Source organism: Microbulbifer variabilis, assembly GCF_023716485.1.
Lineage (GTDB): Bacteria > Pseudomonadota > Gammaproteobacteria > Pseudomonadales > Cellvibrionaceae > Microbulbifer > Microbulbifer variabilis_B.
This window is the reverse complement of record NZ_CP092418.1, coordinates 1,799,686-1,824,141: the sequence shown is the minus strand read 5'-3', so window position 1 is coordinate 1,824,141 and position 24,456 is coordinate 1,799,686. Positions and strand designations below refer to the sequence as shown.

The 24,456-nt window shown below is 43.6% G+C and carries 27 protein-coding genes and 1 pseudogene; 7 read left to right on the top strand and 21 right to left on the bottom strand.

What is annotated here, in order from left to right; genetic code table 11:
* Positions 1-48: 48 nt before the first annotated feature.
* The 4 genes from MJO52_RS08260 to MJO52_RS08245 all read left to right on the top strand — a co-directional run bounded on the left by MJO52_RS08260 (position 49) and on the right by MJO52_RS08245 (position 4,976).
* Entirely contained in the window at positions 49-1,251 is a 1,203-nt protein-coding gene (locus MJO52_RS08260; RefSeq protein WP_252085466.1) for a 3-oxoadipyl-CoA thiolase, read from the top strand.
* 60 nt (positions 1,252-1,311) lie between these two features.
* On the top strand, positions 1,312-3,414 hold the full coding sequence (locus tag MJO52_RS08255; protein WP_252085465.1) for a 3-hydroxyacyl-CoA dehydrogenase NAD-binding domain-containing protein: 2,103 nt from the start codon (positions 1,312-1,314) through the stop codon (positions 3,412-3,414).
* 128 nt (positions 3,415-3,542) lie between these two features.
* Positions 3,543-4,493: a DMT family transporter gene (locus tag MJO52_RS08250; RefSeq protein ID WP_252085464.1), complete on the top strand. Its 951-nt coding sequence runs from the start codon at positions 3,543-3,545 to the stop codon at positions 4,491-4,493.
* 21 nt (positions 4,494-4,514) lie between these two features.
* The gene (locus tag MJO52_RS08245) at positions 4,515-4,976 is read left to right on the top strand and encodes a PaaI family thioesterase (protein ID WP_252085463.1); all 462 of its coding nucleotides are present in this window, start codon (positions 4,515-4,517) and stop codon (positions 4,974-4,976) included.
* 103 nt (positions 4,977-5,079) lie between these two features.
* On the opposite strand, the gene rho is transcribed toward MJO52_RS08245, so the two are convergent.
* From rho to MJO52_RS08230, 3 genes are all read right to left on the bottom strand, one after another.
* Positions 5,080-6,039: a transcription termination factor Rho gene (gene rho / locus MJO52_RS08240; protein WP_252085462.1), complete on the bottom strand. Its 960-nt coding sequence runs from the start codon at positions 6,037-6,039 to the stop codon at positions 5,080-5,082.
* 124 nt (positions 6,040-6,163) lie between these two features.
* On the bottom strand, positions 6,164-7,057 hold the full coding sequence (locus tag MJO52_RS08235) for an alpha/beta fold hydrolase (RefSeq protein ID WP_252085461.1): 894 nt from the start codon (positions 7,055-7,057) through the stop codon (positions 6,164-6,166).
* 564 nt (positions 7,058-7,621) lie between these two features.
* Entirely contained in the window at positions 7,622-8,509 is an 888-nt protein-coding gene (locus MJO52_RS08230; RefSeq protein WP_252085460.1) for a LysR family transcriptional regulator, read from the bottom strand.
* A 126-nt stretch (positions 8,510-8,635) separates the two neighbouring features.
* Between MJO52_RS08230 and MJO52_RS08225 the strand changes: the two genes are divergently transcribed.
* Complete coding sequence (locus tag MJO52_RS08225; protein ID WP_252085459.1) at positions 8,636-9,244, top strand: short chain dehydrogenase; 609 nt, start codon at positions 8,636-8,638, stop codon at positions 9,242-9,244.
* A gap of 300 nt (positions 9,245-9,544) precedes the next feature.
* A complete protein-coding gene (locus tag MJO52_RS21400) occupies positions 9,545-9,640 on the top strand; it encodes a helix-turn-helix domain-containing protein (protein ID WP_353505473.1) in 96 nt (31 codons plus the stop codon).
* Positions 9,641-10,576: 936 nt separating this feature from the next.
* Here MJO52_RS21400 and MJO52_RS08220 read toward each other — a convergent pair.
* Together MJO52_RS08220 and MJO52_RS08215 are read right to left on the bottom strand one after the other, a co-directional pair.
* Entirely contained in the window at positions 10,577-11,752 is a 1,176-nt protein-coding gene (locus tag MJO52_RS08220) for a glycosyltransferase family 4 protein (protein ID WP_252085458.1), read from the bottom strand.
* A gap of 270 nt (positions 11,753-12,022) precedes the next feature.
* Entirely contained in the window at positions 12,023-12,946 is a 924-nt protein-coding gene (locus MJO52_RS08215) for a DMT family transporter (protein WP_252085457.1), read from the bottom strand.
* Between the two features lie 878 nt (positions 12,947-13,824).
* Between MJO52_RS08215 and MJO52_RS08210 the strand changes: the two are divergent.
* Positions 13,825-14,124, top strand: a pseudogene (locus tag MJO52_RS08210) (transposase); the annotation flags it as partial.
* A gap of 337 nt (positions 14,125-14,461) precedes the next feature.
* Here MJO52_RS08210 and MJO52_RS08205 read toward each other — a convergent pair.
* The 16 genes from MJO52_RS08205 to MJO52_RS08135 all read right to left on the bottom strand — a co-directional run bounded on the left by MJO52_RS08205 (position 14,462) and on the right by MJO52_RS08135 (position 23,480).
* A complete protein-coding gene (locus tag MJO52_RS08205) occupies positions 14,462-14,686 on the bottom strand; it encodes a hypothetical protein (RefSeq protein ID WP_252085455.1) in 225 nt (74 codons plus the stop codon).
* A gap of 324 nt (positions 14,687-15,010) precedes the next feature.
* Positions 15,011-15,331 (bottom strand): DUF4279 domain-containing protein, encoded by a 321-nt coding sequence (locus tag MJO52_RS08200; RefSeq protein WP_252085454.1) that lies wholly within the window; start codon positions 15,329-15,331, stop codon positions 15,011-15,013.
* A gap of 208 nt (positions 15,332-15,539) precedes the next feature.
* Positions 15,540-16,178 carry a LysE family translocator gene (locus MJO52_RS08195; protein ID WP_252085453.1) on the bottom strand — a complete coding sequence of 213 codons (639 nt, stop codon included), beginning with the start codon at positions 16,176-16,178 and terminating at the stop codon, positions 15,540-15,542.
* A 126-nt stretch (positions 16,179-16,304) separates the two neighbouring features.
* Positions 16,305-16,721: a DDE-type integrase/transposase/recombinase gene (locus MJO52_RS08190; protein ID WP_252085452.1), complete on the bottom strand. Its 417-nt coding sequence runs from the start codon at positions 16,719-16,721 to the stop codon at positions 16,305-16,307.
* Positions 16,711-17,160 (bottom strand): IS3 family transposase, encoded by a 450-nt coding sequence (locus MJO52_RS21395; protein WP_353505472.1) that lies wholly within the window; start codon positions 17,158-17,160, stop codon positions 16,711-16,713. Before MJO52_RS21395 ends, MJO52_RS08190 begins: the two co-directional genes overlap by 11 nt.
* Positions 17,064-17,465 carry a transposase gene (locus tag MJO52_RS08185; RefSeq protein ID WP_252085451.1) on the bottom strand — a complete coding sequence of 134 codons (402 nt, stop codon included), beginning with the start codon at positions 17,463-17,465 and terminating at the stop codon, positions 17,064-17,066. The genes MJO52_RS21395 and MJO52_RS08185 overlap by 97 nt, the downstream gene beginning before the upstream one ends.
* A gap of 248 nt (positions 17,466-17,713) precedes the next feature.
* Entirely contained in the window at positions 17,714-18,376 is a 663-nt protein-coding gene (locus tag MJO52_RS08180; protein ID WP_252085450.1) for a hypothetical protein, read from the bottom strand.
* Between the two features lie 102 nt (positions 18,377-18,478).
* On the bottom strand, positions 18,479-18,709 hold the full coding sequence (locus MJO52_RS08175; RefSeq protein ID WP_252085449.1) for a hypothetical protein: 231 nt from the start codon (positions 18,707-18,709) through the stop codon (positions 18,479-18,481).
* Positions 18,710-18,781: 72 nt separating this feature from the next.
* Positions 18,782-19,189, bottom strand: a complete 408-nt coding sequence (locus tag MJO52_RS08170) for a hypothetical protein (protein ID WP_252085448.1) — start codon at positions 19,187-19,189, stop codon at positions 18,782-18,784.
* 619 nt (positions 19,190-19,808) lie between these two features.
* A complete protein-coding gene (locus MJO52_RS08165) occupies positions 19,809-20,180 on the bottom strand; it encodes a hypothetical protein (RefSeq protein WP_252085447.1) in 372 nt (123 codons plus the stop codon).
* A gap of 121 nt (positions 20,181-20,301) precedes the next feature.
* A complete protein-coding gene (locus MJO52_RS08160) occupies positions 20,302-20,523 on the bottom strand; it encodes a hypothetical protein (RefSeq protein WP_252085446.1) in 222 nt (73 codons plus the stop codon).
* Between the two features lie 99 nt (positions 20,524-20,622).
* Positions 20,623-20,871, bottom strand: coding sequence for a hypothetical protein (locus MJO52_RS08155; RefSeq protein WP_252085445.1), 249 nt, complete (start codon positions 20,869-20,871; stop codon positions 20,623-20,625).
* A gap of 106 nt (positions 20,872-20,977) precedes the next feature.
* Positions 20,978-21,481 carry a YcxB family protein gene (locus tag MJO52_RS08150; RefSeq protein ID WP_252085444.1) on the bottom strand — a complete coding sequence of 168 codons (504 nt, stop codon included), beginning with the start codon at positions 21,479-21,481 and terminating at the stop codon, positions 20,978-20,980.
* 70 nt (positions 21,482-21,551) lie between these two features.
* Positions 21,552-22,148: a hypothetical protein gene (locus MJO52_RS08145; protein ID WP_252085443.1), complete on the bottom strand. Its 597-nt coding sequence runs from the start codon at positions 22,146-22,148 to the stop codon at positions 21,552-21,554.
* A gap of 530 nt (positions 22,149-22,678) precedes the next feature.
* Positions 22,679-22,948: a hypothetical protein gene (locus MJO52_RS08140; RefSeq protein WP_252085442.1), complete on the bottom strand. Its 270-nt coding sequence runs from the start codon at positions 22,946-22,948 to the stop codon at positions 22,679-22,681.
* Positions 22,949-23,081: 133 nt separating this feature from the next.
* Complete coding sequence (locus MJO52_RS08135) at positions 23,082-23,480, bottom strand: hypothetical protein (RefSeq protein WP_252085441.1); 399 nt, start codon at positions 23,478-23,480, stop codon at positions 23,082-23,084.
* Positions 23,481-24,456: the final 976 nt, after the last annotated feature.

The following is a 24,456-nucleotide window of genomic DNA, read 5'->3' as shown; positions in this document are numbered from 1 at the left end:
ATTTACTACTGCTCACAAAACAATAATCAATCATTGGGAAAACTGACAATGCCACAAGCTTATATCTATGATGGCGGCCGAAGTGCTTTTGGTCGCCATGGAGGTAGCCTTTCCAGTATCAGGCCTGACAATATGCTCGCGCATGTCATTAAAGCCCTGGTTGAACGTAATAATTTCGATCACAAGCAATTTGAGGATGTGATTGCCGGAAATACCAATCAGGCCGGTGAGGACAGTCGTAATATCGCCCGCTTTGCCGGGCTAATTGCAGGACTGCCAATCTCCACCGGTGGTATTACGGTAAACCGCCTATGTGGTTCAGGCTTATCTGCCGTTGCCGATGCAGCCCGTTGCATCAGGGCCTCGGAAGGTGATTTGTTCATTGCCGGTGGTGTTGAATCCATGAGCCGTGCCCCCTTGGTCCTCTCCAAAGCAAGCAGCCCTTTCGATCGCACCCAGCAATTGGCGGATACCACTTTGGGTCCACGCTTCACCAATCCCGATATTGTTGCAAAATTTGGCAGCCATACCATGCCGCAAACTGCAGACAATATCGCCGCAGACCTCAATATTCAGCGGGAAGAGTGCGATATCTTTGCACTAGCTTCACAAGCAAAATATGAAAGCGCGCGTTTTGATGGCTTTTTTATTGATGAAATTATTCCTATCGAGGTGCCACAGGACCGAAAGCAACCACCCCGCCTTATCGATACTGATGAGCATCCCCGCCCCGATACCAGCCTGGAGCGCCTGCAAACGCTACGCCCGCTATTTGAAGGCGGCGTAGTAACTGCTGGAAATGCTTCTGGAATCAACGATGGTGCCGCAGCACTCATTATTGGCAGCCAGGAGGCCGGGCAGGCCGTAGATCTCAAGCCCCGCGCACGTATTCTCGCCAGTGCTATTGCGGGAGTGGAGCCAAGAGTAATGGGGTTAGGCCCGGTCCCGGCTACCCGTAAGGCATTGGCTCGTGCAGGCTTGAGCCTGGCAGATATGGATGTCATGGAGTTTAACGAGGCTTTTGCTGTACAGGCCATGGGCTGCCTGAAAATGCTCGAGATTGATTACGAGGACTCCAGGGTAAACCCCAATGGTGGTGCAATTGCAGTTGGGCATCCGCTCGGCGCCAGCGGAGCCCGCATTCTACTCACAGCATTACGCCAGCTGGAGCGTAGCGGCGGGCGCTACGGGTTAGCCACCATGTGTATTGGTATTGGCCAGGGAATCGCAGTGATAATAGAGCGTATATAAAAACCGGCGAGACCCTCTAGGAGAAACCATCTAATAGTCATTTAAGATCTGGAGATAACAATGTCTACCGTAAATTATGAACTTATTGGCGATATTGGTGTTATTCGACTTAACAACCCCCCTGTCAACGCGCTTTCCCACGGGCTGCGCGAAGGCATTTGGGGAGCGATCAAGAGTGCCCAGGAAGATGCCTCTCAGGCACTGGTTTTAATATGTGAAGGCCGCACTTTTATTGCTGGTGCAGACATCACAGAATTTAGTAAGCCACCACAGGCACCTGCCTTATCTGAGGTGATTACAGAAATCGAAAACTCTCTTAAACCGGTGATTGCCGCTATTCACGGGACCGCATTGGGCGGGGGCTTTGAGGTGGCACTGGCTTGTCACTATCGCTGTGCCCTGGCATCTGCCAAAGTCGGCCTGCCTGAAGTTAAATTGGGGTTATTGCCTGGGGCCGGTGGTACTCAGCGCACTCCACGTCTGGCCGGCGTTGCGGCTGCATTAGAAATGATCACCAAAGGTGCCCCAATCCCGGCCGCGAAAGCCAAAAGCATGAAGCTGATCGATCACGTGGTTGATGATGATCTATTCGAAGGGGCCCTCGCCTTTGCTCGCGAGCTAATTGACCAGAAAGCCCCACCACGCAGAGTCCGGGACATCACAATAGATCCAGCCAGTATTCCAGAGGGCTTGTTCGATGATTTCCGCCAGCGACTGGAAAAAAGAGCACCTGGTCAACTGGCCCCACAGAATATTGTCTCCTGTGTGGAGGCAGCGGTGAAGCTGCCATTCGATAAAGGGCTGGCTAAAGAGCTGGATCTATTCATCGAATGCCTACTCTCAAGTCAGTCTGCCGCCCTGAGGCATATGTTCTTTGCCGAGCGACGTGCGACAAAAGTTCAGGGTCTCTCCAAAGATACCCCTATCAGAGAAATAAACAGTATTGGCATTATTGGCGGCGGCACGATGGGGGGAGGTATCGCCATGAATTTTGCCAATGCCGGTATCCCAGTCAAGCTGCTAGATATCGATCAAGCTGCCGTAGAACGTGGCCGAGCAGTAATCGACAAGAATTACAATATCAGTATGAAAAAGGGGAAGATTACAGAGCCCCAAAAAGCACACTGTCTCTCACTAATCCAGGGAACCACTGACTATTCCGACCTGGTAGAGGTAGACCTCGTTATCGAAGCTGTGTTTGAGAATGTAACGCTTAAAAAGGAAATTTTTTCCAAGCTGGACCAATACTGTAAACCCGGCACCATTCTCGCAACAAACACTTCCTACCAGGATATCGACCAGATCGCCGCTGCTACCAATCGGCCAGAAGATGTTATCGGCTTACACTTTTTCAGCCCCGCCAATGTTATGAAACTTCTAGAAGTCGTTCGTGGCTCAAAGAGCGCCGACGATGTTATTGCTACCGCAATGCGGTTGGCAAAAACTATCAAGAAAGTTCCCGTGCTGGCCGGAAACTGTTATGGGTTTATTGGCAACCGGATGCTGCGGCCCTATGCCCGTGAAGCACAACTCTGTTTAATAGAAGGAGCCACCGCGGAGCAAATAGATACCGTAATGCAATCCTGGGGCATGGCCATGGGGCCCATAGCGGTTGGAGATTTGGCCGGTCTCGATATTGGCCACAAAGCCCGCGAGGGCCTGAGCGAAGCAGAAAAAGGCGACCCCAAAACCTACTGCATTGCGGATGCTTTAGTAGAGATGGGACGCCTGGGCCAAAAAAGTGGAGCCGGTTATTACCGCTATGACCCAGAAACTCGCGCTCGTACCAGTGACCCCGAAGTCCAAGCAATTATAGAGGCTCAAGCCAAAGCTTATGGGATAGAGCGGCGAGACATCTCTGATAAAGAAATTCTTAATCGCCTTACTTTCTCTTTAATTAATGAGGGAGCCAGGATTCTGGAAGATGGAATAGCCCAACGTCCCAGTGATATTGATGTTGTGTATGTTTATGGCTATGGTTTCCCTCCCCATCGTGGCGGCCCCATGTTTTACGCAGATAGCATCGGCCTGAAAAAGATCTACGATACTATTTGCACATTCCGTGACCTATATGGCGAAGCCAACTGGACTCCTGCACCATTGCTCGTCCAACTGGTAAAAGAAGGTAAAACATTTACGGACTGGGCAGACGATCAGCGATAGTATTCGCTTCTCAAGGGTAACCGGTAAAAGTACCGGTTACCCTTTTTGCCAAAGTTGAGAGATTTTTAGTTGGCAACACAATGATAAGGCCTGATACGTTAATAGAATCGAAACTACGACCGAGCCAAATGCGTCTTAATGAGCTGCAGCTCGAACAGTCACCAGAACCGCCAGATCACCACAAAGCGATCCAAGCCAAGGTTAAGAGAAACAATTGGAAAGGCATAGGTTACGCACTGGCCACCGCTATGGTTGCCAGTACAGCCGCCGCAGCCAGTAAATGGATATCACCCGCGGTACCAGTACCTTTAATAGTTCTCAGCCAATACAGCATCTGCTTACTATTACTTATTCCCTGGCTGGTGCGCCAGTCACCCCAACGGCTCATAACACAACACTGGAAAACCCATTTACTGCGCGGCTTTGCAGGCTGGCTCTGCTTCTTTTCCTACTTTTATGCACTCAGCCGTATTTCATTGATGGAGGCAGGCTTACTGCGGAATGCCGCCCCTATTTTTGTTCCGCTTGTAGCCTGGCTTTGGGCGCGTGCACAGATTCCCGCCACAAGCTGGCTACCCATTGTGCTTGGGCTACTTGGTATCGCACTGATTCTTCAACCTGATATCCATGGTATCAGTAGTGGCCACGCCTTCGGCTTACTGTCAGGTATTACTCTAGCTGCCTCTATGGTGGGCACACGTATTCTGTCTCACACTGATAAGCCGAGTCTTATTTTGTTTTACTATGTCCTTATCTCATTTATGTGCAGCCTTCCCCTGGGTATCTACTACTGGCAATCAATACCTAGCTGGACTATTCCCTACCTGGCTTTTAATGGGGTTTCTGTTTTATTAGCGATATGGCTCTATACCAAAGCTTATAGTTATGCAAAACCCAGTGTAGTTTCACCAATCAGCTATTTTGGAGTGGTTATTGCGGGCATTTTTGGCTGGCTGATATGGCAACATCTACCTAACACAATTGCGCTGATAGGAATTTGTATAGTGGTTACAGCAGGTCTGCTCACAGTGTATTTCTCCACACAGCAGGCTGCCCGAACGCACCCTATTCCGAACTAATTTTCCAAAAGGTAAGTCCAAATGAGCTGGCAAAATAAAAAACAACCACCGTTCAATGATCATTTGGGTGTGAAAATTGATGAGTGGCAGGAGGGCCGTGTAGTGATCAGCGTAACCGTACTTCCTGAGCATTTGAATAGCCACGGAGTACCCCATGGGGGATTTATTACAACGTTAATTGATATTGCCGGTTCCTACTGTGGTCTCTACTGCCCATACCCAAATCGTCGGCGTAAGTCCCTCACGCTTTCATTAACAACCAATTTCACCGGTAGAGCCAAAACCAACCAGTTAACCGCCATAGGTAAGTTGACCAGCTCGGGACATAAAATCTTTTATTCCTATACCGAAGTTTATGACAGTGTAGGAACCCTGCTTGCAACTGGCCAGATGACAATGCGCTACCAAACTGGTAGTGAAATACTAGAGGGAGAAGCTATTGAAGAGCATCCTGCAAAAACACACCACAGAATTAAAGTGTGAAGCCCTCAACTAACTAACAGCTGTCATAATAAGGGCTCGGGTTTTCAGTAACTAACCCCTAAAATGTTAAGCGGCTAAATACTCCCCTTAAACTTAACCAAAATTAGTGGCCAAGTAACTCCGCATTAGTCGGGTACTTTTTAAGGAGTTCAATAAGTTTTTTAGTGCCGTCTACAGTCTTGAGGCTGGCAAGCGTTCTTCGTAAAGCTCTTATAGTTGCAATATCTTTCGAGTTAAACAGGACTTCCTCACGGCGAGTACTGCTTTTAGCAATATCCAAGGCAGGGAAAATTCGCTGTCTCGCAACTTCCTTTGACAATACTACCTCCATATTTCCCGTACCCTTAAACTCCTCAAATATCACCTGGTCCATTCGGCTTCCGGTATCCACAAGTATCGTTGCCAGAATCGTAAGTGATCCACCACCTTCAATCTTTCTCGCAGTGCCAAACAGCTTTCTGGGTATCTCCATAGCCCTGGCATCTATCCCACCTGACATTGTACGTCCCCTACCACTCTGCTGCGCATTATGCACCCGTGATAGCCTTGTCAACGAGTCAACCACAATCATTACATCCTGGCCTTCACCGGCTTCCTTACAGGCCCTATCAAGGAGTTCATTAGCTACCCGCACATGCTCTTTATAGCTATGATCAGAAGAGGACGCATAAACTTCCGCCGGTACACTTCGCTTGAAGTCAGTAACCTCCTCTGGCCTTTCATCAATAAGCAGAGCGTACAGCTTTATTTCGGGGTAAGCCTTCCCCACTGCTTGGCAGATATGCTTGAGGATAGTGGTTTTGCCACAGCCCGGTGGAGCCACAATCAAGCCCCGTTGCCCCTTGCCAATTGGCGTAATCAAATCCATCGCCCGTACTGTAAGTTGCTGAGAACCTGACTCAAGGCGAATAGGCTCAGATGGATTAATAGCTACGCCATTTAAGAACCGCTTCTTTGGATCAGAAGTATCCTCTTGCTTTTTATCAACCTTTTTAGGCTCCGTATTTTTTTTTACCTTTAAGGATAATATTTTTCTAGACATAATATGCGCTTTACAAATCATTCCCCATTGGGGAGCACTTTAACTTTTGAAACAAAACTACAGAGAACCAGATTTTCTTGATCCTCTGTGTTTATCACCACGAAACCACTCTAAATACAAGTTAAGTAAAGCAGGGGCTTATATATTATTTATCATTCTCCATGGCAGAAAGAAACTGATCGAGCACCTGATTAAACTCTCTAGGTCTCTCCCAAAACATCATGTGTTTTCCCATATAAACAGCAGTGGCAGACGGTGTATTGGCCTTAATCCATTTATCCGCAACGCTTTTAACTTCCTCTCTCACAACATACAATAGGGGCAATTTACCTTCCAATGTTACAAGATCATCACTATAGTCCAGGTAAAACCCGGTCGCGTTGGTAATTGAAGCGACACTACTAGAGGTCTGATTAGCAATCTGGGTAACCCAGGCAATATTTTCCTTTGAAGGGTTTTCAAGCATCCATTTCACAAATTCACTAATTACATTATCTCGATCTTCTATAATGCCCTCAGTAAATGAGCGTGAATAGCCGTCCGAATCATCATTTAGATACCAAACCCACTCATCACGGCTTGCTCCCGCTATATCTGGTCCAGTATCAATCATGATCATCGCTTTCAGTTTATCGGAACCAAACTGATTCAAATAGGCCAATTGCTCTGTTACGCCATATGACCAACCTGCCAAGATCACGCTGTCTATATCCAATTTCTCTATTAACTTAGCCAGGTCTCTAGCATGTTGTTGGTAGGTGTGCCCCTCGACGGGCTTTGATGATTTGCCCTGCCCACGGGGATCATATGCCAGCGCGCGGTACTTTTTAGAATCTTTAAAGTGGGCAAGTTGATGCTCAAAAACGTCTGCCGACATCATCCAGCCAGGAATAAAAATAATGGCAGTATCTCCACTCCCCGAGTGTTCATAATAAATAGTGAGGTCTTTATCTATCTCGACTTCTTCTGCAGCCACATTGACCACAGATAAACCAATCCCGATAATTACCATTCTTAAGAAGTTTCGCACTTTCAACACTCTTCCCCACTCTCAATCACGTTATTAAATCGTCACCCCAATGAAAATTGGGGCATTAAAGCCTGGTAATTCTCTACCGTCAAATTAACTGACTTACTAAGCTGGTACCACTTCAAACTGGCTTGATTAATTAACAATTCCATCTCTTTCGAAGAGTCATTAACTAATCCATGGTCTCCAGCTTTTTAGTTAAAATTATACATTCAGCGGAAACTCGTATCTTCTCGCCTTCGATAGCCATGGTACCTTTAGCTTTTAAAATGATATACATCTCCTCAATATCACAATGGGTATACTCACCCACAGAGCTAAACCGTGGCATCCCAACAGGAATAGCAAAGTCTCATGCTCTATTACAATCTCTACATTTAAGGGCTTGATATATTTCTACGCCACCCTCTCCGACGTGCCCCTCCTATTCAACTTCTTATTGTACGAACAAAAATCAAAAGTCATTTGTTTTTCTGATAAAATTGCGTTTCTAAAGATCTCATTTATTCAGCACCTCCAGAAATCTCTATGCCCTCTCGTACCTTTATGCACTTTAATATCAACTACAGAATACTAGGCACTCTCTCTCAACAAGTTTACAACCCAATTATGTAAAGCATCATGATCTGAACGTGGGTGCCATGCGGCTATAACATCAAACTCTATCGGTTTGTTTTTCAGATTAAGAATGGCAAGGTTTGAATCACTCGCTACCCGATTAGGTAAAAAAGCAAGCATATCTGTTTTCTTTAGATATTGTGGAACCGTGGTAAAACATGGTGTAGACATAACAACATTTCTACGCAAACGGTGCTTTGCAAACCAACCATCAATAATTCCTGACGCCCCAGACTTAAGCGGAGATGCCATAAGATGCGGCTCAGAAGCTATTTCCTCCAAACTCAGTTTCTTCTTGGTCAGAGGCGAACTCTTCGCCGTAACGCAGACATAGTAATCAGTAAATAACGTGATAGAGGAGTACAGCTCAGAATTTACATCCGAATCTGCAACGATTAAATCCACCTTGGCTTCACTCATTAACTTTTCCAGTCTGTCTGTAGCAATATCCCGTATTACCACTTTCAAGTTGGGAGCTAACGCTCTGAGTTTAGGCAATAAGCTGGGAAGCACCACTTGCTGGGAATAATCTGTCGCAGCGATGGTATAGGTTTGCGCTATTTTAGCTGGGTCAAAAACTGATGGCTCCAGCAATTTATCTAACCCTTGGAGGATCGCATCAACCTTTTCTCCTAAGTTTATTGCTGTCGGCGTTGGAATTAGTCCATTGCTTTTCCGGAGAAAAAGTTCATCACTAAAAATATCTCTCAATTTTTTTAAATGTTCACTGACAGCTTGCTGAGTAAGGCCGATCTGGCTTGCGACACGAGATACACTTCTTTCAGATATTAATGCCTGGAATATTCGGAGTTGCTTGACCTCCAATCGATTTATTTGGTTCACACTTGTATCTCTTACAAATAAATGCTGTTTAACATTGTATCACAATAAAACTAGCATTCTCCTAGTAATTGAGCAGCATCGCATTGCAGCAAATAGCAAATTCTTCATATAAAACAGGTACTTAGAGTGAAAAATGTTATCCTCATTGGCGCACAAGGTAAAATGGGACAGGCCGCATTAACAGGGTTAAGCAGCCACAGGGTTATCACAGCAAGTCGCTCGGGCAAGGGATGTGACTATCAGGTTGATATTACTGATGAAGAGTCTATCAGACGACTGTTTGAGACAGTGGGTGACTTCGATGCTGTCGTAAACACCGTTGGTTTCTGTGAATACGCAGACTTTGTCGATATGACTGAGCAGCAATGGATGACAACGGTAATGAGCAAGATGATGGGGCAAATCAATCTTGTAAGAATAGGTCAAGAGTATATCGCCGATAAAGGATCCTTTACGCTAATATCCGGCATTCTAAACATAAAGCCGATCCCCATGGCAATTGCCGATGCAACAACCAGTGGAGCAATTGATACCTTTGTCAAATGCGTTGCTTATGAACTCCCCAGGGGGATTCGAATCAATGCGGTTAATCCGACGGTATTGGAAGAAGCCTGGGATGTCTACGGTGACATGATGCCAGGCTTTGAGCCCGTACCGGGGCACTTGGTCGGAAAAGCTTTTGAGCGTTCTGTAGATGGATTTATAACTGGCGAAGTAATCTTCGTTGATGCCTAGTAGCCTCCTTTCTTGCGTGAAGGAACTAATTATAATCGTTGAGCGGACCCCCTACGATTTCTATAAGTATCCTTCACGGATTGGTACAGTTTATACTGCAACAAATCTTCTACTAGAGACTTACGGGAGTGACAATAAATACCATCCACCTACAGATATCATACATACATTTTAATATGCTCCCTTTCGTTTATATTCATGAATCCTAGATTCCCACAATAACCAACACACTTGGCAATAGTAACGGAGTCCAACTAGCCGTAGGCTGATTCACTTCCACACAAACAAATCAAGAACCCCATGAGAACCCACACCAAACAGCTGACCTTGAAAGAGCGATACCAGATCGAAGCCCTCATTAGACAGAGCTATTCAGCTCGAGTCATTGCGCTATAGCTCGATCGCTTTCATCCTTTTCAGCAAGCAGCTGAATCTATGATATGGAACTTTGATTCTCTAAGGATTAACTGCTCATTAACTGCCCAAATATGAAGTCAGCAAAACTTTATCGTAACCAGGCACTCCCTATACCATTTGACAAAATAGAAACACTTCATTTACACGACCTATTGAATACTCGATTGGAATTACAATAGGACAGCAAAAAAAAGCCTATCAAAATTGCATAAAATTTAATCGGGGAAGTAATTCTTTGTGAGCTGAAAATTCCAGTTTTTTTGCGCCTATAAAAAAATTAAAACCGAGGTCACGATTATCCCTTTCAAGCTGAACTTGATAAAATAAAATTAATTGAATTTCTTGAGTTCACACACCCCGAAACTCTGGAGAAAAAAATTGGAGCAAGTCTTCCAGATCCCCCTAAAAGGTCGCATAAATAAATATACTATATGTATTGAGAAATCATTGAATCCCAAGTGATACAATTCACTCTATTTGGTTTTACTGCAAAAAAGCTTCCTCCCAAACCTTAAAAAAACGATATGTAACCCTACAATTAGTAAAGTGTCTGAACTAGATAAAGAGTCAAAATTTTTTATCGCCTTTGCATAGACATATCGCATCCCCCTCCCTATCCGTGACAAATACCATCTATAGAAGCAATTTCGACTCCTTCCTTCTGAGCTCTGATTAGAGCAACGAGATGTACTAGAGAAGCAATAACTGCAAATGCATCCAAAAACTCATCAATCACACTTAAGCTATTCCACAAAACACTAAAGTTTAACCCTCACAACCTCCCTTCCTATTCCTAAAATTAACTATTATGCCGTAGAAAATTTTTATCAGTAAAAATCTGAGCATTTCAAATCACATAGATCTATTCTCGCAATAAGATATACATTAATCCTTTCCAAATCATCAGAGTCATACTCAAGTATCTGGTACACTATATTCTTCCAACAATTCACAAGAAAGAGATCTAGCTTCATCATATAATGCCATAATCTCACGGTACTGATCTAACAACCACACATCCCAATACTTTTGATCATGAGAGTCTAAAACCCGCTTTCTTCCAAACTTACCAATCGAATCAAGTTTTTCATCATCATAGATGATAGAATTTATATCCTGAAACAATTCACCAGATATATAATCTTTTTCACCAACACCTCCAAAGTTTGAATAGGAACCTTTATACCAATTTCCTTCATCTATAGCACCAATATAGCCCTGTGAACCAATCGCTATTACCGGCCGATTACTCGCCAGACAATCGAGAGCGCTCCGCCCTGGTGCCACTACTAAGTCAGCCGATTGATAAAGAGCATTAAGCTTATCCTCCGACTGCCAACCTAAAAACGTTATGCACTTATGGCCAAGATACTCATTAAGTTCATTTGCCGCCAGCTCTAAATCAGCTTTTCCAGGGCCATCACCAGCTACAATCCACCGCCAAGAGTCTATCTTATACCTAGCCTGATATATCCAGGCATCCTTAACGCAGTTTAAAATAAATTTTTTATCTATCCCCATTCGACAAGAAAAAATAATTATTCGACAGCCCTTTATCATATTATTATCAATAAAACATTCAACTTCTTTAAGACGATCTAATCTACTTTCATGGCCGGCGTAGAAAACTTCAGTGTTAACTGCATTTGGGTACACAAAAATCTTATGAAGGCTTTTAATACCGTTTTTAACAAGATGATCCCTGACTCCAAGACTGACGCAATAAATACGGCTGAATTCATCACAATCATCTACTAAAGTATCAGTGTACTTACCGTGGACTGTAAGTAATATGGGTATATTTAAGTTTTTGGCAATACCTTGGCCTATCTCCCGGGATGCAAAGGGGTGCGCATGAATGAGATCGAACTTAAAACTTTCAGATATTTCAGCAATTGATTTGGATAAATCGCTAAAATCATCCTCAATAATTTCTATACCACTATCACGACACTGTTGTGCGAAAGGGCCAGGCTTACATAATATAGTGCAACGCCATCCTTCACGGATAATTGCTTTAGCTTGAGCGTACACATGTGAGTGAAGCCCACCTAACGGCGCCTTAAAAAAGACAGGAACAAGAATATGCATACTCCCTCCTTAAATTTATATTGAAGACCGACTTCTCATAGAGCATATCCTGCTATTAAAATCAAACCTAACAAAAGATATAGATACAGCAGGCTATAGAGATAATTAGGCTAGCATCAATCACCATAGTCAACCTCAAACTGAACATCCCAAGTTAATACCCTAGAAAGTTAAGACAAGAACTTTAAAATGCTCCAAGCCAGAAACATTCACAAAAGCTTCCCCATACTTCATAGACCATGATAAAATCAGAAAGCAATCAATTAGAGCTTAAGTAATTTTATTCGAAAATTTTCGAATAAAATTAAACTCCTTTTTACTTGCAATTAATGAAAGACCACTCATTCTCCGACCAGCGTCTGATGTATAAATACCAGCACTCAAGACTATAATCGCCCCAAGTATTGTAAATCCATCTGGGAATTCGCCAAAGATAAAAAAACCAATCGCTATCGCCCAAAATAACAAGGTATAGTTAAAAGGCTGCAAAGTTGAAGCTCGAGCATAGGTAAGAGCTTTAATCAATAAATAATGGCCCATTGCACCAAAAAGCCCATTAAGTATTAATAGTTGCCAGCCAATAAAAGTTGGGTCTACCCAGTTAAAGGGTGCTAGTCCACCAAATACAATGAGGCCTATAAAGGCCGTATAAAAGACTGTTGTAGCGGAACTATCAAATTGGCTGACATGACGAGAAAGGACTTGATAGGATGCCCATAAAATGGCTCCACTGATCGGTATAACAACATACCAGCTCAAAATACCCAATCCAGGGCGAATAATAATCAAAGCACCTATAAAGCCAATAGCGACAGCAATCCAACTTCTTCGGTCTACCTTCTCCCCAAGAAACCATCCAGCCATTAGCATAGCGAACAATGGGGCCATTGTAGCGATTGCATGGACATCTGCTAATGGCATCATGCTAAAAGCAAGTATAAATACCGTAACCTCAACCACAAGTAAAAGTGACCTTAAAACTTGAGTACCCCAAATATTACTTCGAACCTGCTTGAGATCACCTTTGAGTGAAGCTATAAGCATTACAATAATAAAAAAAGTTGCAAATCGAACAGCCATAATTTGCACAATAGGATAGGTTTGAACAAGTAGTTTACCGGTTGCATCCATACCGGCTATACAGAGCATAGCTACAATGCTGAGAAATATTCCTCGACTGCTTTTTACCTTCAATTTTCTATATCCATCAATAAAAATCAAAATTCACAAGAAAACACTTTAATCCAATACCCTCCCATATAATTTCAACCTTTTAAAACTGCACTAAGAAAATCACGAGCTAAATGTAATAAAAAAATTATATCTGTCGATCACCAACTTAAAACATCAACAGATCACCTAGCAAGCTTAGGGAGAGATATTTCAATGTAGATACCACCTTTATTCAGTTTATACGGAAATTTTTTCATATTACCTCAAATTTTGAACCCAAGTAAACCATATCCTAGCTCTCAGCACTTTATTGGCTTTGTCAAACTTTCAAATAGTACAAGAGACAATTTTACCAAGACCAAACACTTTGACTTTTCATTTGCGAAGTTACTCAACTGACGCATCACAAAATTCAACCCCCTTATTTTCGTACAAATGGGGCGCTTTGCTTTTACTACACTTGATAAAACAGTCTAGAAGCTGTTTCATAACTTGAAATCAGTTATTCTTGCGACCTCATGGAATGATAAGACCAGTAAGTGTGAGTGGATTTAAGTCAGAATTAACCGACGCTCAGTGGAAATTGATTGAGCCTTGCCTTCCCCAGCTAAAACGTGGAAAAGGAGGTCCCAAACCCATTGATAACCCTGCATGTTTTGAAGGTATCCTGTGAATTTTGCGCTCAGGAGCACGATGCAAGAATCTCCCCCCATCTTACCCTTCGCCGAGTCTTGCTGGAGAAGGCTTCAGTTTTGGGAAGAGCAAGGCGCTTGGTTGGAGGCTTGGAGAAAATTTCTCGGACAGCTCGATCAAAGATCCCTGCTTAATTGGGAAGAAGTCTTTTCGGATAGTAGCTTTGCTTCAGCAAAAAAAGGGGAGCAGAAGTCGGAAAAACTAAGCGAGGTAAGGGTACAAAGTGGATGGTGGTGGTCGATGGCGAAGGTATTCCATTGGGAGGCACCGTTACTTCGACCTCACCAGCAGAAGCAAATTTATTACATCCACTACTCGATGTTACCTATGAAAATACAAAAATTCGACGACTAGTGTACGACAAGGCTGCAGATTCTGATCCACTACGCCATAGTTTGGCCCGCCGTGAAATTGACCTGATTTTCCCTCACCGTAGGAATAGAAGAAAACCTTCGAAACAAGATGGCAGAAAGCTTAGGAGATATGTACGACGTTGGAAACGTTGAGCGAACTTTTGCATGGCTAGGGAACTACCCTCGTTTAATTATCAGGTGGGATCGTTACTTATCTTCATACAGAGCTTTTTCTATATTGCCTGCATGTTAATTACGCTAAAGAAGTTATGAAACAGCTTCTAACACATACTCTTTGAAAAGCGACGCCTGCCCTAGAATACTGAGATGGACCGTTTTAAATTAAATGCCTCCACCAGAGGTACTTAGTTCAACCCAGATCGGAAGCATTTTTTCTTAATGTGTAGACATAAGGCAACACAATCACACTTGATTATGAAATGCTAAACAATCCTTGACCATCAACTCTTTTTTTATGTTATTTTAAAGCTCAAAATGTTCTTCCGAGCGCTGTATACCAGTTTTTACCTGCAAGCATTTCACCTGCTTCTATTAGATACCGGATATCTTTAGTATCAATATATTTCTGACATAAACCTCCCATATCACTATTTTTCAATTCATCTGGAAGTTTTTCCCAATCTCTTAGGTCATTATGTACTAGGGAGTAAAAAGCAAATGTGATCGCTCTCCAATCTTCTTTATTGGCTTTCATCAGGTAAAGATTCTTTTCATGGATAAGCCTTATACATAACGCTCGTAGCACGAGAAAAACGAAGGCGTAGAAACTGCAAACGGCATTTCCTCGCCCCACTTTCCTCCTTCCTTCATGTTCTTGTTCACCTCCAAGATATAGAAAAAAACAATGAACCCAACTGCCAACGCGGCGATACAGGATATTAAAAATAAGATGTAGCTGACTAAGGCTATTCCATCTGCACTCATGATCACCTAATGCCTGCTGGACAGACGGTAAAGCTGCGCAGCGATTTGGAAGTCCAAGATACGAAGTGGCCAGTTGTGCTTGCGCTTGCGCTTGCTATACATTTTCATCATCCGGGCCATACATGTCAAAATCTACTTCAATTCCACGCTGCCCCAACGTAAGCAGCGCTTCTGAACTTATACTTATACCCTCCATTGAGCTCTCCATGAAGAGACCACAAAATAAATCTAAACTATATTTCTCTGCGAGTTTTTTCCAAACTTCTAGATCATGAGTCAACTTATTTAGAATTTCGAATATTTGAGAATCTAAATCACCTGGCACTTCTTCATTAGCTTCAATACGCCACATTCCAGACCTTGCTATGCGTGGTTTTCCATTACGCATCCACGAAAATGGCTCACCTTTAATCATCTTCGCTGTAGGCTAACTGCCTAATAACTCACTGATTTCGTCAGGTAACAATTCATCTCCGATAAACCTCAAGCTTGCTTTAGTTTTTGATAGAGTCGCCATGATTTTATGTATATCTAACAACCCAAGATGGGGCAATAACAGGTGGGTCATAATACGGAACGGAGTGACGGGAGCCCACGTATAATTGTCCCGCTTACTTGGTTTGTTAGCTGCTCTTCGCCAAGGCCAATTTAGTGCCAAATCCAATAAATACAACACCCGTAATAGAGTTTAACCAAGTTTTGAATTTAGGGTGGCTGGTAGTATTTTTTACCTTGGTTAAAGTGAAGACCATAGCCGAAAACCATACAACATTAACCAGTGAGTGTGCAGTAACAAGAGAGTATGCACTGAAAGCACTGCCATCTACGCGCATAAATTGCGGAAAAGCAGCGAGATAGAAGATTGATACTTTGGGGTTAAGTGTATTAGTTAAAAAGCCTTCAAAAAAAGCCCCTTTTATAGATGTTGGCTTTTGCTGCAATACTGCTTCTAAGTTATTTGCAGCTATGCTTTTACTTATAGCATTTCTAAGTGCTTTTAAACCCAGCCAAATTAAATATGCAACGCCCAGCATTTTAAAAACAAGAAAGGCGTTTGCAGATTGCACCAAGAGAATAGATATACCAAATATAGATAGCGTACCATGTACATAGAAAGCAGCCACGAACCCCGAGATATTGGCCAAACCAGCTCGATGCCCTGACAAAGGAACTGTTTTCGTTATGAGGAATCCATTAGGCCCAGGAGAAATCACGAGCAATGTTGCCACAGCAATAAACGTAAAAATATTGTTCCAATCCATTTCAATTCTCTGAAAAAAAAGTAAATGCTAAATGGCAGCTAACGCCCAAAGCAGCGACGCGCTTTAGCGCGTCTAGACCGGAGGCGAAGCCTCCCCCCTTAAAGTAGACGCCACCTTATATTCATCTTATGCGGCCATTCTTTCATATTCATCTGGGCTTTTGAACCCAAGTGAACCATGTCTTCTTTTAAAGTTATAGTAACTGTCAAGATACCAAGCTAAGTTAGTTCTTAGCTCCTCAACGGACTCAAAATTAAACCCTTTAAAACTCTCAGTTTTCAGTGTTTGAAAAAATGATTCTACATACACATTGTCATTCATAAACCCTGGACGATTCATGCTCGACTCAATACCCAGCTCTTTGAGCCGGTTTTGGTATGCATAAGCACCGTACTCAGAACCTCGGTCGCTGCGAAATATTAGATCTGATTCTATATTTCTACGACGAACAGCTTTATTTAGAGCTGACAGTGTTAGCTCAACGGTTCGAGTATCCGACAGCTCCCAACCCAACACTTTTCGGGAGTAAAGATCAATAATCACAGCTAAATATTACCATTGCCCATTGAGAGTCTGGTTTACTCGGCATACCATGCTCTTTTTGTAAGTTTTGAATCTTAATGCAAGGATTTCCAGGCAAAGGGCGTCGACGATAGATCCTTCCAGCTTTCCCCACGATTCCAGCTTCTCTCATAAGGCCTTCAACGCGTTTGTGATTTATTCGTTCACCATTAGCTTTCAGCTCTGCGCAAATTCTTGGACTTCCATAATTACCATCATGCTGCGCATAGATAGTTTCGATACACGCTAGAATTCGCCTATTTTCTATTTCTTGAGTGCTCTCATCGCGGTTGAGCCACTTATAAAACCCCTGGGGTGAAACATTCAAGTATCTACATAAGTACCTGACACCAAAGTCTGATCGATTAAGAGATATGAACGAGAATCTTTCGGCTTTGGATCTTTCAGGTACATTTCCCACTTTTTTAGGAAATCATTCTCCTTTTGTAATTTCTCAACCTGCTTTTTAAGACGTTTTATCTCTTTATCATCAGTTTGAGACTGAGTTTTCGTTATCTTTGTCATACTTATTCTACGACTGGGCTTCTCGACCAGCTTGCCTTCTCTACTTTCCTGTCGCCATCTATACACCATTGTTGGATGCAAACCAATAATGTTAGCGATAGTAGTCGCATCTACTTTCAGTTGATTAGTGAGAGCTACCACTCTAACTTTGAACTCTGTTGAATATTCAACAACCCGCTCTTCACTCAGTATTTTCGGCATTTTTTTCTACCCTATTCAAAAGGTAGGCGTCTACTCCATGGGGGAAGGTTTCTTTACCCAGCCATCAAATTCTTCGAGTTGCTCTACCGTAACTTCCGCTTTTACTGAAAATGACAACAGAACTATCAGTATGCCGGTGATCTTTTTCATGGAAACTTTAACGCCGCGCACAGCGGCTGGCGAACATGGCGATTTTTGTGCTAAAAGCACAAAAAGTGACAGGTTTGACAGTCCGTTGCTGCGCCTTGTTAGGCATTGCTCGCTTTACTCGCCATGTCGATTAATATGTTTTTGCCAAATGGAAATCTCAAAGACATTTTTCCCCATGGCATTGATAAGTCCACAGAATTTTCAGGTGTAAAGCTGGGTAATAAATAAGGGGAATACTCTTCTGTAGAGGGCTCCCAGCCATTCGGGATCTTTAGTTTTATTTCATGATGCGTAATTGAATTGCGCTTAATATCAAGAACTTTTATATCTCCAAAATAGAGGAATCTCTCACCACTTTCGGAAACCTCTAGGTCATCATCTTCCCATGGCTGCCACCATTCAGAACATGATAATGGATAGGCCATTAATAAAGTAGACTCAGCCTGGTTAAAGCCAAAGCTAGCAGCTTCTCCAAATTGATAATTTAAACTAAATATCTCATTTATCTCATCGGTTAGCTGATAGAGTTTAAATGCTTCTTCACTCTGTCCGGAATAATAGCTAAAGACTAAGTAATTTTGACTATCTGAAACTATCAGAGATCCTCCGCCATATCCTGAACTCGGCCAAGGCAGAACAACTTTTGATAAAAGCTGGCCATCTTTTCTTAGAGTAATCTGAACTTCATCATCATCTTCTAAATAGAGATCCAGTCCATTTTCCAGATGAATGTGATTCATGTCTTCTATCGTTTCTTCCATACTCGATTAGATTTCCCTGCCTAACGCCTTTGTAACGAGCTGCGTTGTGGCGAAGCCACGCTTTTAGCGGTCCAGCCTGAAGGGCGATCGTTGACAAACTTGTTATGTGTTTTTGATACTAAGCTGCGCATTAACACTACCATCCATAACTTTTTGAATAGCCTCTTCCCACTCGTTCTGAACTACTGGGTCAGCTGATCCACCATCGCTAAGTAGTGATATGCTACCGAGTAAGCCGCCAACATCTTCAGACTTTGTTGCTTGGTAGTACTCATCTAGAAATGCGTACATCGCCAAGAAAGCCTGTTCTTTTGTTAGTTTAGAATCGCTCATTTTATCTCTGACACATAACGCCCACAGCAAGCGCGCGCTTTTTGCGTCGCTTTGACTGTGATTGTTAGGCATTTAGTAGCTATGGACTTGCCCGCTAACTGCAACAAAGCTATTGCCGCCATTTTGTTTGTATTGCCATGATTCGTAGCCCGCTGAAATAGCTACAACCTCAAGAACAAAATATTCGCCCAGTTTAATACTGATGTCACCAACTAAATCATTACATTGCGCTGACAGGATTTCATGCTCTGCCATTTCATTTAGAGCGGCCTCACCATTAAATGGTTTGTCACGGCCGAACATTTGATCATGGTCATCGCTAGTTGAGCATATACAACCATCCTCGATCAGACGCCACATACACTCAATATTAAGTGAGTCTCCATTGGCAAAGTGGATAAGCCAACTTTTCGATGGTTTATCAAACTTTGCCGACTCAATTCTAGAGCCGACTATATTTTGAAGTGGCAATTTGCTCATTAATTGGGGTGCCTAACGCCCACAGCAGGGGCGGCTTACCTTGTGCGCATTTTGCGCGAAAATGGGAGCAAAGCGACCGCGCAGAATGTGCACAAGGTAAGCCGTCCCGCGAAGGCCCGAAGGGCCGTAGCAAACTGCCTATGTTTGTTAAGGCTTGCTAGCAGCCAGGGCCGAAAAACTCAGAAATACTACTGGGTGTAATATACAGTGCCTGACCACTGTACCAAGCCATGACAAGTAGAACTATAAGTAGAGCTGTCACACCCACTGCGATTTTTAGAGAGCTACCGGAGACCCGATAACTGCTAACCACAGATAATACAAGACTTACTCCAGCTACCGCAGTAACAGCTTGCCGAACCCAAATGTAACCACCACATTGGTAGAAACCAAGAAATACAGCGCAGGTCAAAGCTAAAAACACTGGAATTATTGCGACTAGCTTCAATGTAGTTCTCATGATGCCTTAACGCCCACAGCAGGGGCGGCTTACCTTGTGCGCCTTTTGCGCGAAAATGGGAGCGAAGCGACCCGCGCAAAGGTGCACAAGGTAAGCCGTCCCGCGGAGACCCGAAGGGCCGTAGCAAACTGCCTGTGATTGTTAGGCATGAATCACCCACTATGGCTGGATATTTACCTCCAAGCGAATGGGCCAACTATCTCGTGGTGGGTTTGGAAACCTGTTATTCGCAAACCAGATAGCCTCGCACGATGAATAATGGTTTATGGGGCGCACCTCAACCATTTTAGCCTTGCCGTCCAGATCTATAGTAGCAACTAGCTGATAGTATCCTGAGGTTGCTCTAATTTTTGTTGAAGCTTGAAAGCACTCTCTATCAACGTCCCACGCACTTTCCCGCACCAATTTCTCGTACTTCTTTCCCTCTTCAGATTGTATAGCCGCTTCAGCAAACAGAATTCGTGCGTCGAAGTTTTCAGCACAAACTGCAATTGAAAAGACAAGAAGTATCAGCAACCACAATAATTTCATACCGGTTATTGCCTAACGTCCGTAGCAGGCGCGCGCATTTTGCGTCGCCTGCCTGCGTTTGTTAGTAGCCTCAATCTTTATTTGAGACAAGATAGTCTTTGGCCCTTTCAAACCGCTCACCCTAACCAACGATTGACACAAAAAAGTAGCCCTCATATTTCTCCAAAAGAACTGATACTTCAAAACTGCCTTCTTTCAGAGTGAAACGTGCTTCTTCCTGACCAGAGTTCACAAATTCATCTTCAAAGCGGGAGAAATCTCCCTCTATATATGGCACATCCGCCACTTCAGACAGCCCAATTAAAACCGACTCTGTATTGGCCACACATTCTGTATGATTCATGCTCTGTCTATTAGCTACTAACGCCCGCCGCACAGGCGAGCAACTTGTTGCGAGTCCAGCGCACGAAGTGCGCGATTGTGCCGGCACTTGTTAAGTGATCTAACAACCACCATCACCACCCCCTCCATCTCCACCACTGAAACCACCAGAATCACCACTGCCAAAATAACCACCGATGCCAGACCCCTGGGTTACTCCAAATTTCACAATAAACCACAGCACACTGGAAATTAAAAACGCAGCAAAAACCAATGGAGAAAAAATGGAATTAAGCGAGTTTTCGGAAGTAAGATCAACCATGTACCAAGATCCAACCAGTCCGATAAGATTAACCATGAATGATTTCATTTACTCTCCTTGTATCACTTAACGCCGGCCACACAGGCGAGCGAAACGCAGTGTAGCGAGTCCAGCCAAATGCGCTTTTTGCATTTGGCGATTGTGCTGGCCTTTGTTAAGCATTTTCGCCTACCCTACTAGAAAGTATATTACCGAACTCTTCGTATTTAGCTAAAGAGCTAAACGAACGCCTTGGCAGCATGTGGAATAGATACTGGTTTACTCTGACTAGTATGTAATTTTTATTGATTTTAACATTATCTATACCTGACCACTTTATAAGCGCCTCATTAGCTTCGGTGCTCTCGGATAACCCTTCCTCGGTAATAACGTATTCATGCTTACCCAATACACCCGATTTAGAGTTAGACATTAGCAAGATGCAGCCCAAGTTCCATAACCATGCTATCAGTGTGGCTACAAGCGCACCAATAAAACTGGACACAACTCCAATGAGCGTACTCTTGGTGAAAAATGTAAATCCATCCTTGTAGCTAAGAAAAACAAACATACCGAGAAATAGCACCATAAAATATATCCAGGTGCCTCTGTTTCTTGGAAAAAAATAGCAGCTTAGGTTTATAAGGTCTTTCTTTGTAATATGCGCTTCAATTTTCATTGTATTGCTTAACGCCTAAAGCACGGGCGGCAAAACCATAGCGAAGCGGCGGTTTTGGCGTCCCGTGCCTTTACTTGTTAAGCCTTGCCCGGTACTGGCTAAGCTTCTTGTTAAATTGTTTGATGAACTCACTATATTTAAACTCTTTGTCAAGGGAAAGAACCCTCTGAACTTCGGAGCTGATTTCGTCACACTGTTCGATTGTGGCACCGTCATTGCCATAAAGTATGCCACTTGGCCATTCGTGCTCAGCATATTCAAGCCATGACACGATCGATTGAAGCAGCAATAACCTAGCCTCATCATTTTCTGGGTCAATTTCATGGCACTTATTGTAAAGGTCTAATTCAGTTACCCAATCAAGTGCCTCATGAGCAGTTTTTGATTGATATATATTTTGTGAGAGCTTGCCTAGCCAGAGTGTGCTCGCTAAATCTCCTTTTGCATAGCCGTCTCTAAGGATTGGAAACACCAGCTCATGGAATATTTCGTGCCGTATTCTTGAGTGCCTGTTTGTCTCTAACTTTGGCAAATACTCCCACACCCACTCTTCAATCTCTTTGCTGCTTTGAAATGAAGAAATAAAAGCACGAACTGATTTTGAAGCTTGCTTCTTCAATCCCTTTTCTTCGAATTCTCTGAACTCTTTATAGTGCTCAATATTCATAGAGGCTTAACGAAAATAGATATGCGGAACCGTTAAGGAAGTTGGCGGTACCTTTGCGCAAGCAAAGGGAATGACAACTTTTAGGTTTCCGCATCATCGGGTTGTTATTTGTTGCTCGTGGCATTGTGTACAAATCCACTACAAATATCTTTCTTGCTACTGTCTACCACGATTCGGAGAGAGAAATTAGCAGCTCTAGGTTCGCGGCCTTGCTTCGAAGCGGCTGCGCCGTCCGCATCAACTTCGTTATGCGAGCGTCGCTGAAGCTTCGAAGCTTACACGAAGGTCGAACCGTTGACTATGGGCTCCCCGCCAATACTGTTTTTATATACAGCACCCCGATAATCATCTGCTATTCTTAACGGAACCCTCACAAAACTGGAGCGAGCGACCAATAACGCCCGCAACAGGGGTGACCAATGCTATGTACATTTTGTGTGAAACTGGGAGCGCAGCGACCCGAACAAAATGTGCATAGCATTGGGCGTCCCGCGGAGGCCCGAAGGGCCGGAGCAAACTGCTTGCGTTTGTTATGCATTGATACCCACCAAACTACCAACCAAACCTACCACAACAGAAATTAGCACTAATTGGGTTAGCACCCAAAATGCAGAAAAATACACTTTTGACACTCCACGGTGAACCACAGCCGATGAGTACGCCACCTGACTGAGTTTGTCATAAGCGAGGAGCAATGGGACTAGAAGTAACAGGTACCAAACAGCTCCCTTGGACATCTGGCCGATAATCAGCGCAACAAAAATGTAATAAGGAATTCCTAAAAACCACAATAATTTCATTTTATTCTCACCGACCTACGACACCGATGCATAACGCCCAGCACACGGGCGGCCGATATGAAGCGAAGCGCAATGTAGGCCGTCCTGCCCGGCGTCTTTTGCCGGGCTTGCGTGCTGCTGTTTGTTAGGTGTTTTACTCATGCCTAGCCCTACCAATGAGTTTTAAATCTGCACTAATGCCGGTAAACAAATAATTACCAACCAGAGCATAGTTTGGGTCACTATGAGATAAAGGGTTTTTACCAAGCCATTCAATTACAATTGAGTCAGATTTTAAAATTTTATCTTTTTTTACCCACGACTCAAAAGAGGCCTCAAGTTCAAGACGCTTATAGGTATCACCTAGCATAACAACTCTTGCTTTTTCTCGGCCATCTGGCATACCTAACTCTACGATATCCCCGAGCCGAACATCTTGATTGTCATGATACTCCATCCGTACACCTAACACTGCCAGCAAGGGCAGCCGAAGCAGAGCGTAGGCTGTCCAGCCACCGGCTAGGCAATCTTTCCTGGCCTCGTTAAGAGGCATTTTTATTTCTACACCAAAATACTAACACTAGAATTAAAGCAAGCGCGTAACATACCCCCATAGGAACGATGCTACTCTCTAACTTTTCCTGAGAGTTCCACATAAAATCATACAAAGTAAACGGTACAACTATAGGGCTAGCTAGTAAGGCGATTCCTTTAAAATAAATTTCTGGGCCCTCAAAAAAACTAATAGCAACGCCGGACAAGTACCAACTGAATGCACCCATAAGATACCAGATTACACCGTATTTAATTAGCCTCATACTTGCCTCTTAACGAAAATAGATATGCGGAACCGTTAAGGAAGTTGGCGGTACCTTTGCGCAAGCAAAGGGAATGACAACTTTTAGGTTTCCGCATCATCGGGTTGTTATTTGTTGCTCGTGGCATTGTGTACAAATCCACTACAAATATCTTTCTTGCTACTGTCTACCACGATTCGGAGAGAGAAATTAGCAGCTCTAGGTTCGCGGCCTTGCTTCGAAGCGGCTGCGCCGTCCGCATCAACTTCGTTATGCGAGCGTCGCTGAAGCTTCGAAGCTTACACGAAGGTCGAACCGTTGACTATGGGCTCCCCCGCCAATACTGTTTTTTTATACAGCACCCCAATAATCATCTGCTATTCTTAACGGAACCCTCACAAAACTGGAGCGAGCGACCAATAACGAAAATAGATATGCGGAACCGTTAAGGAAGTTGGCGGTACCTTTGCGTAAGCAAAGGGAATGACAACTTTTAGGTTTCCGCATCATCGGGTTGTTATTTGTTGCTCGTGGCATTGTGTACAAATCCACTACAAATATCTTTCTTGCTACTGTCTACCAAGATTCGGAGAGAGAAATTAGCAGCTCTAGGTTCGCGGCCTTGCTTCGAAGCGGCTGCGCCGTCCGCATCAACTTCGTTATGCGAGCGTCGCTGAAGCTTCGAAGCTTACACGAAGGTCGAACCGTTGACTATGGGCTCCCCCGCCAATA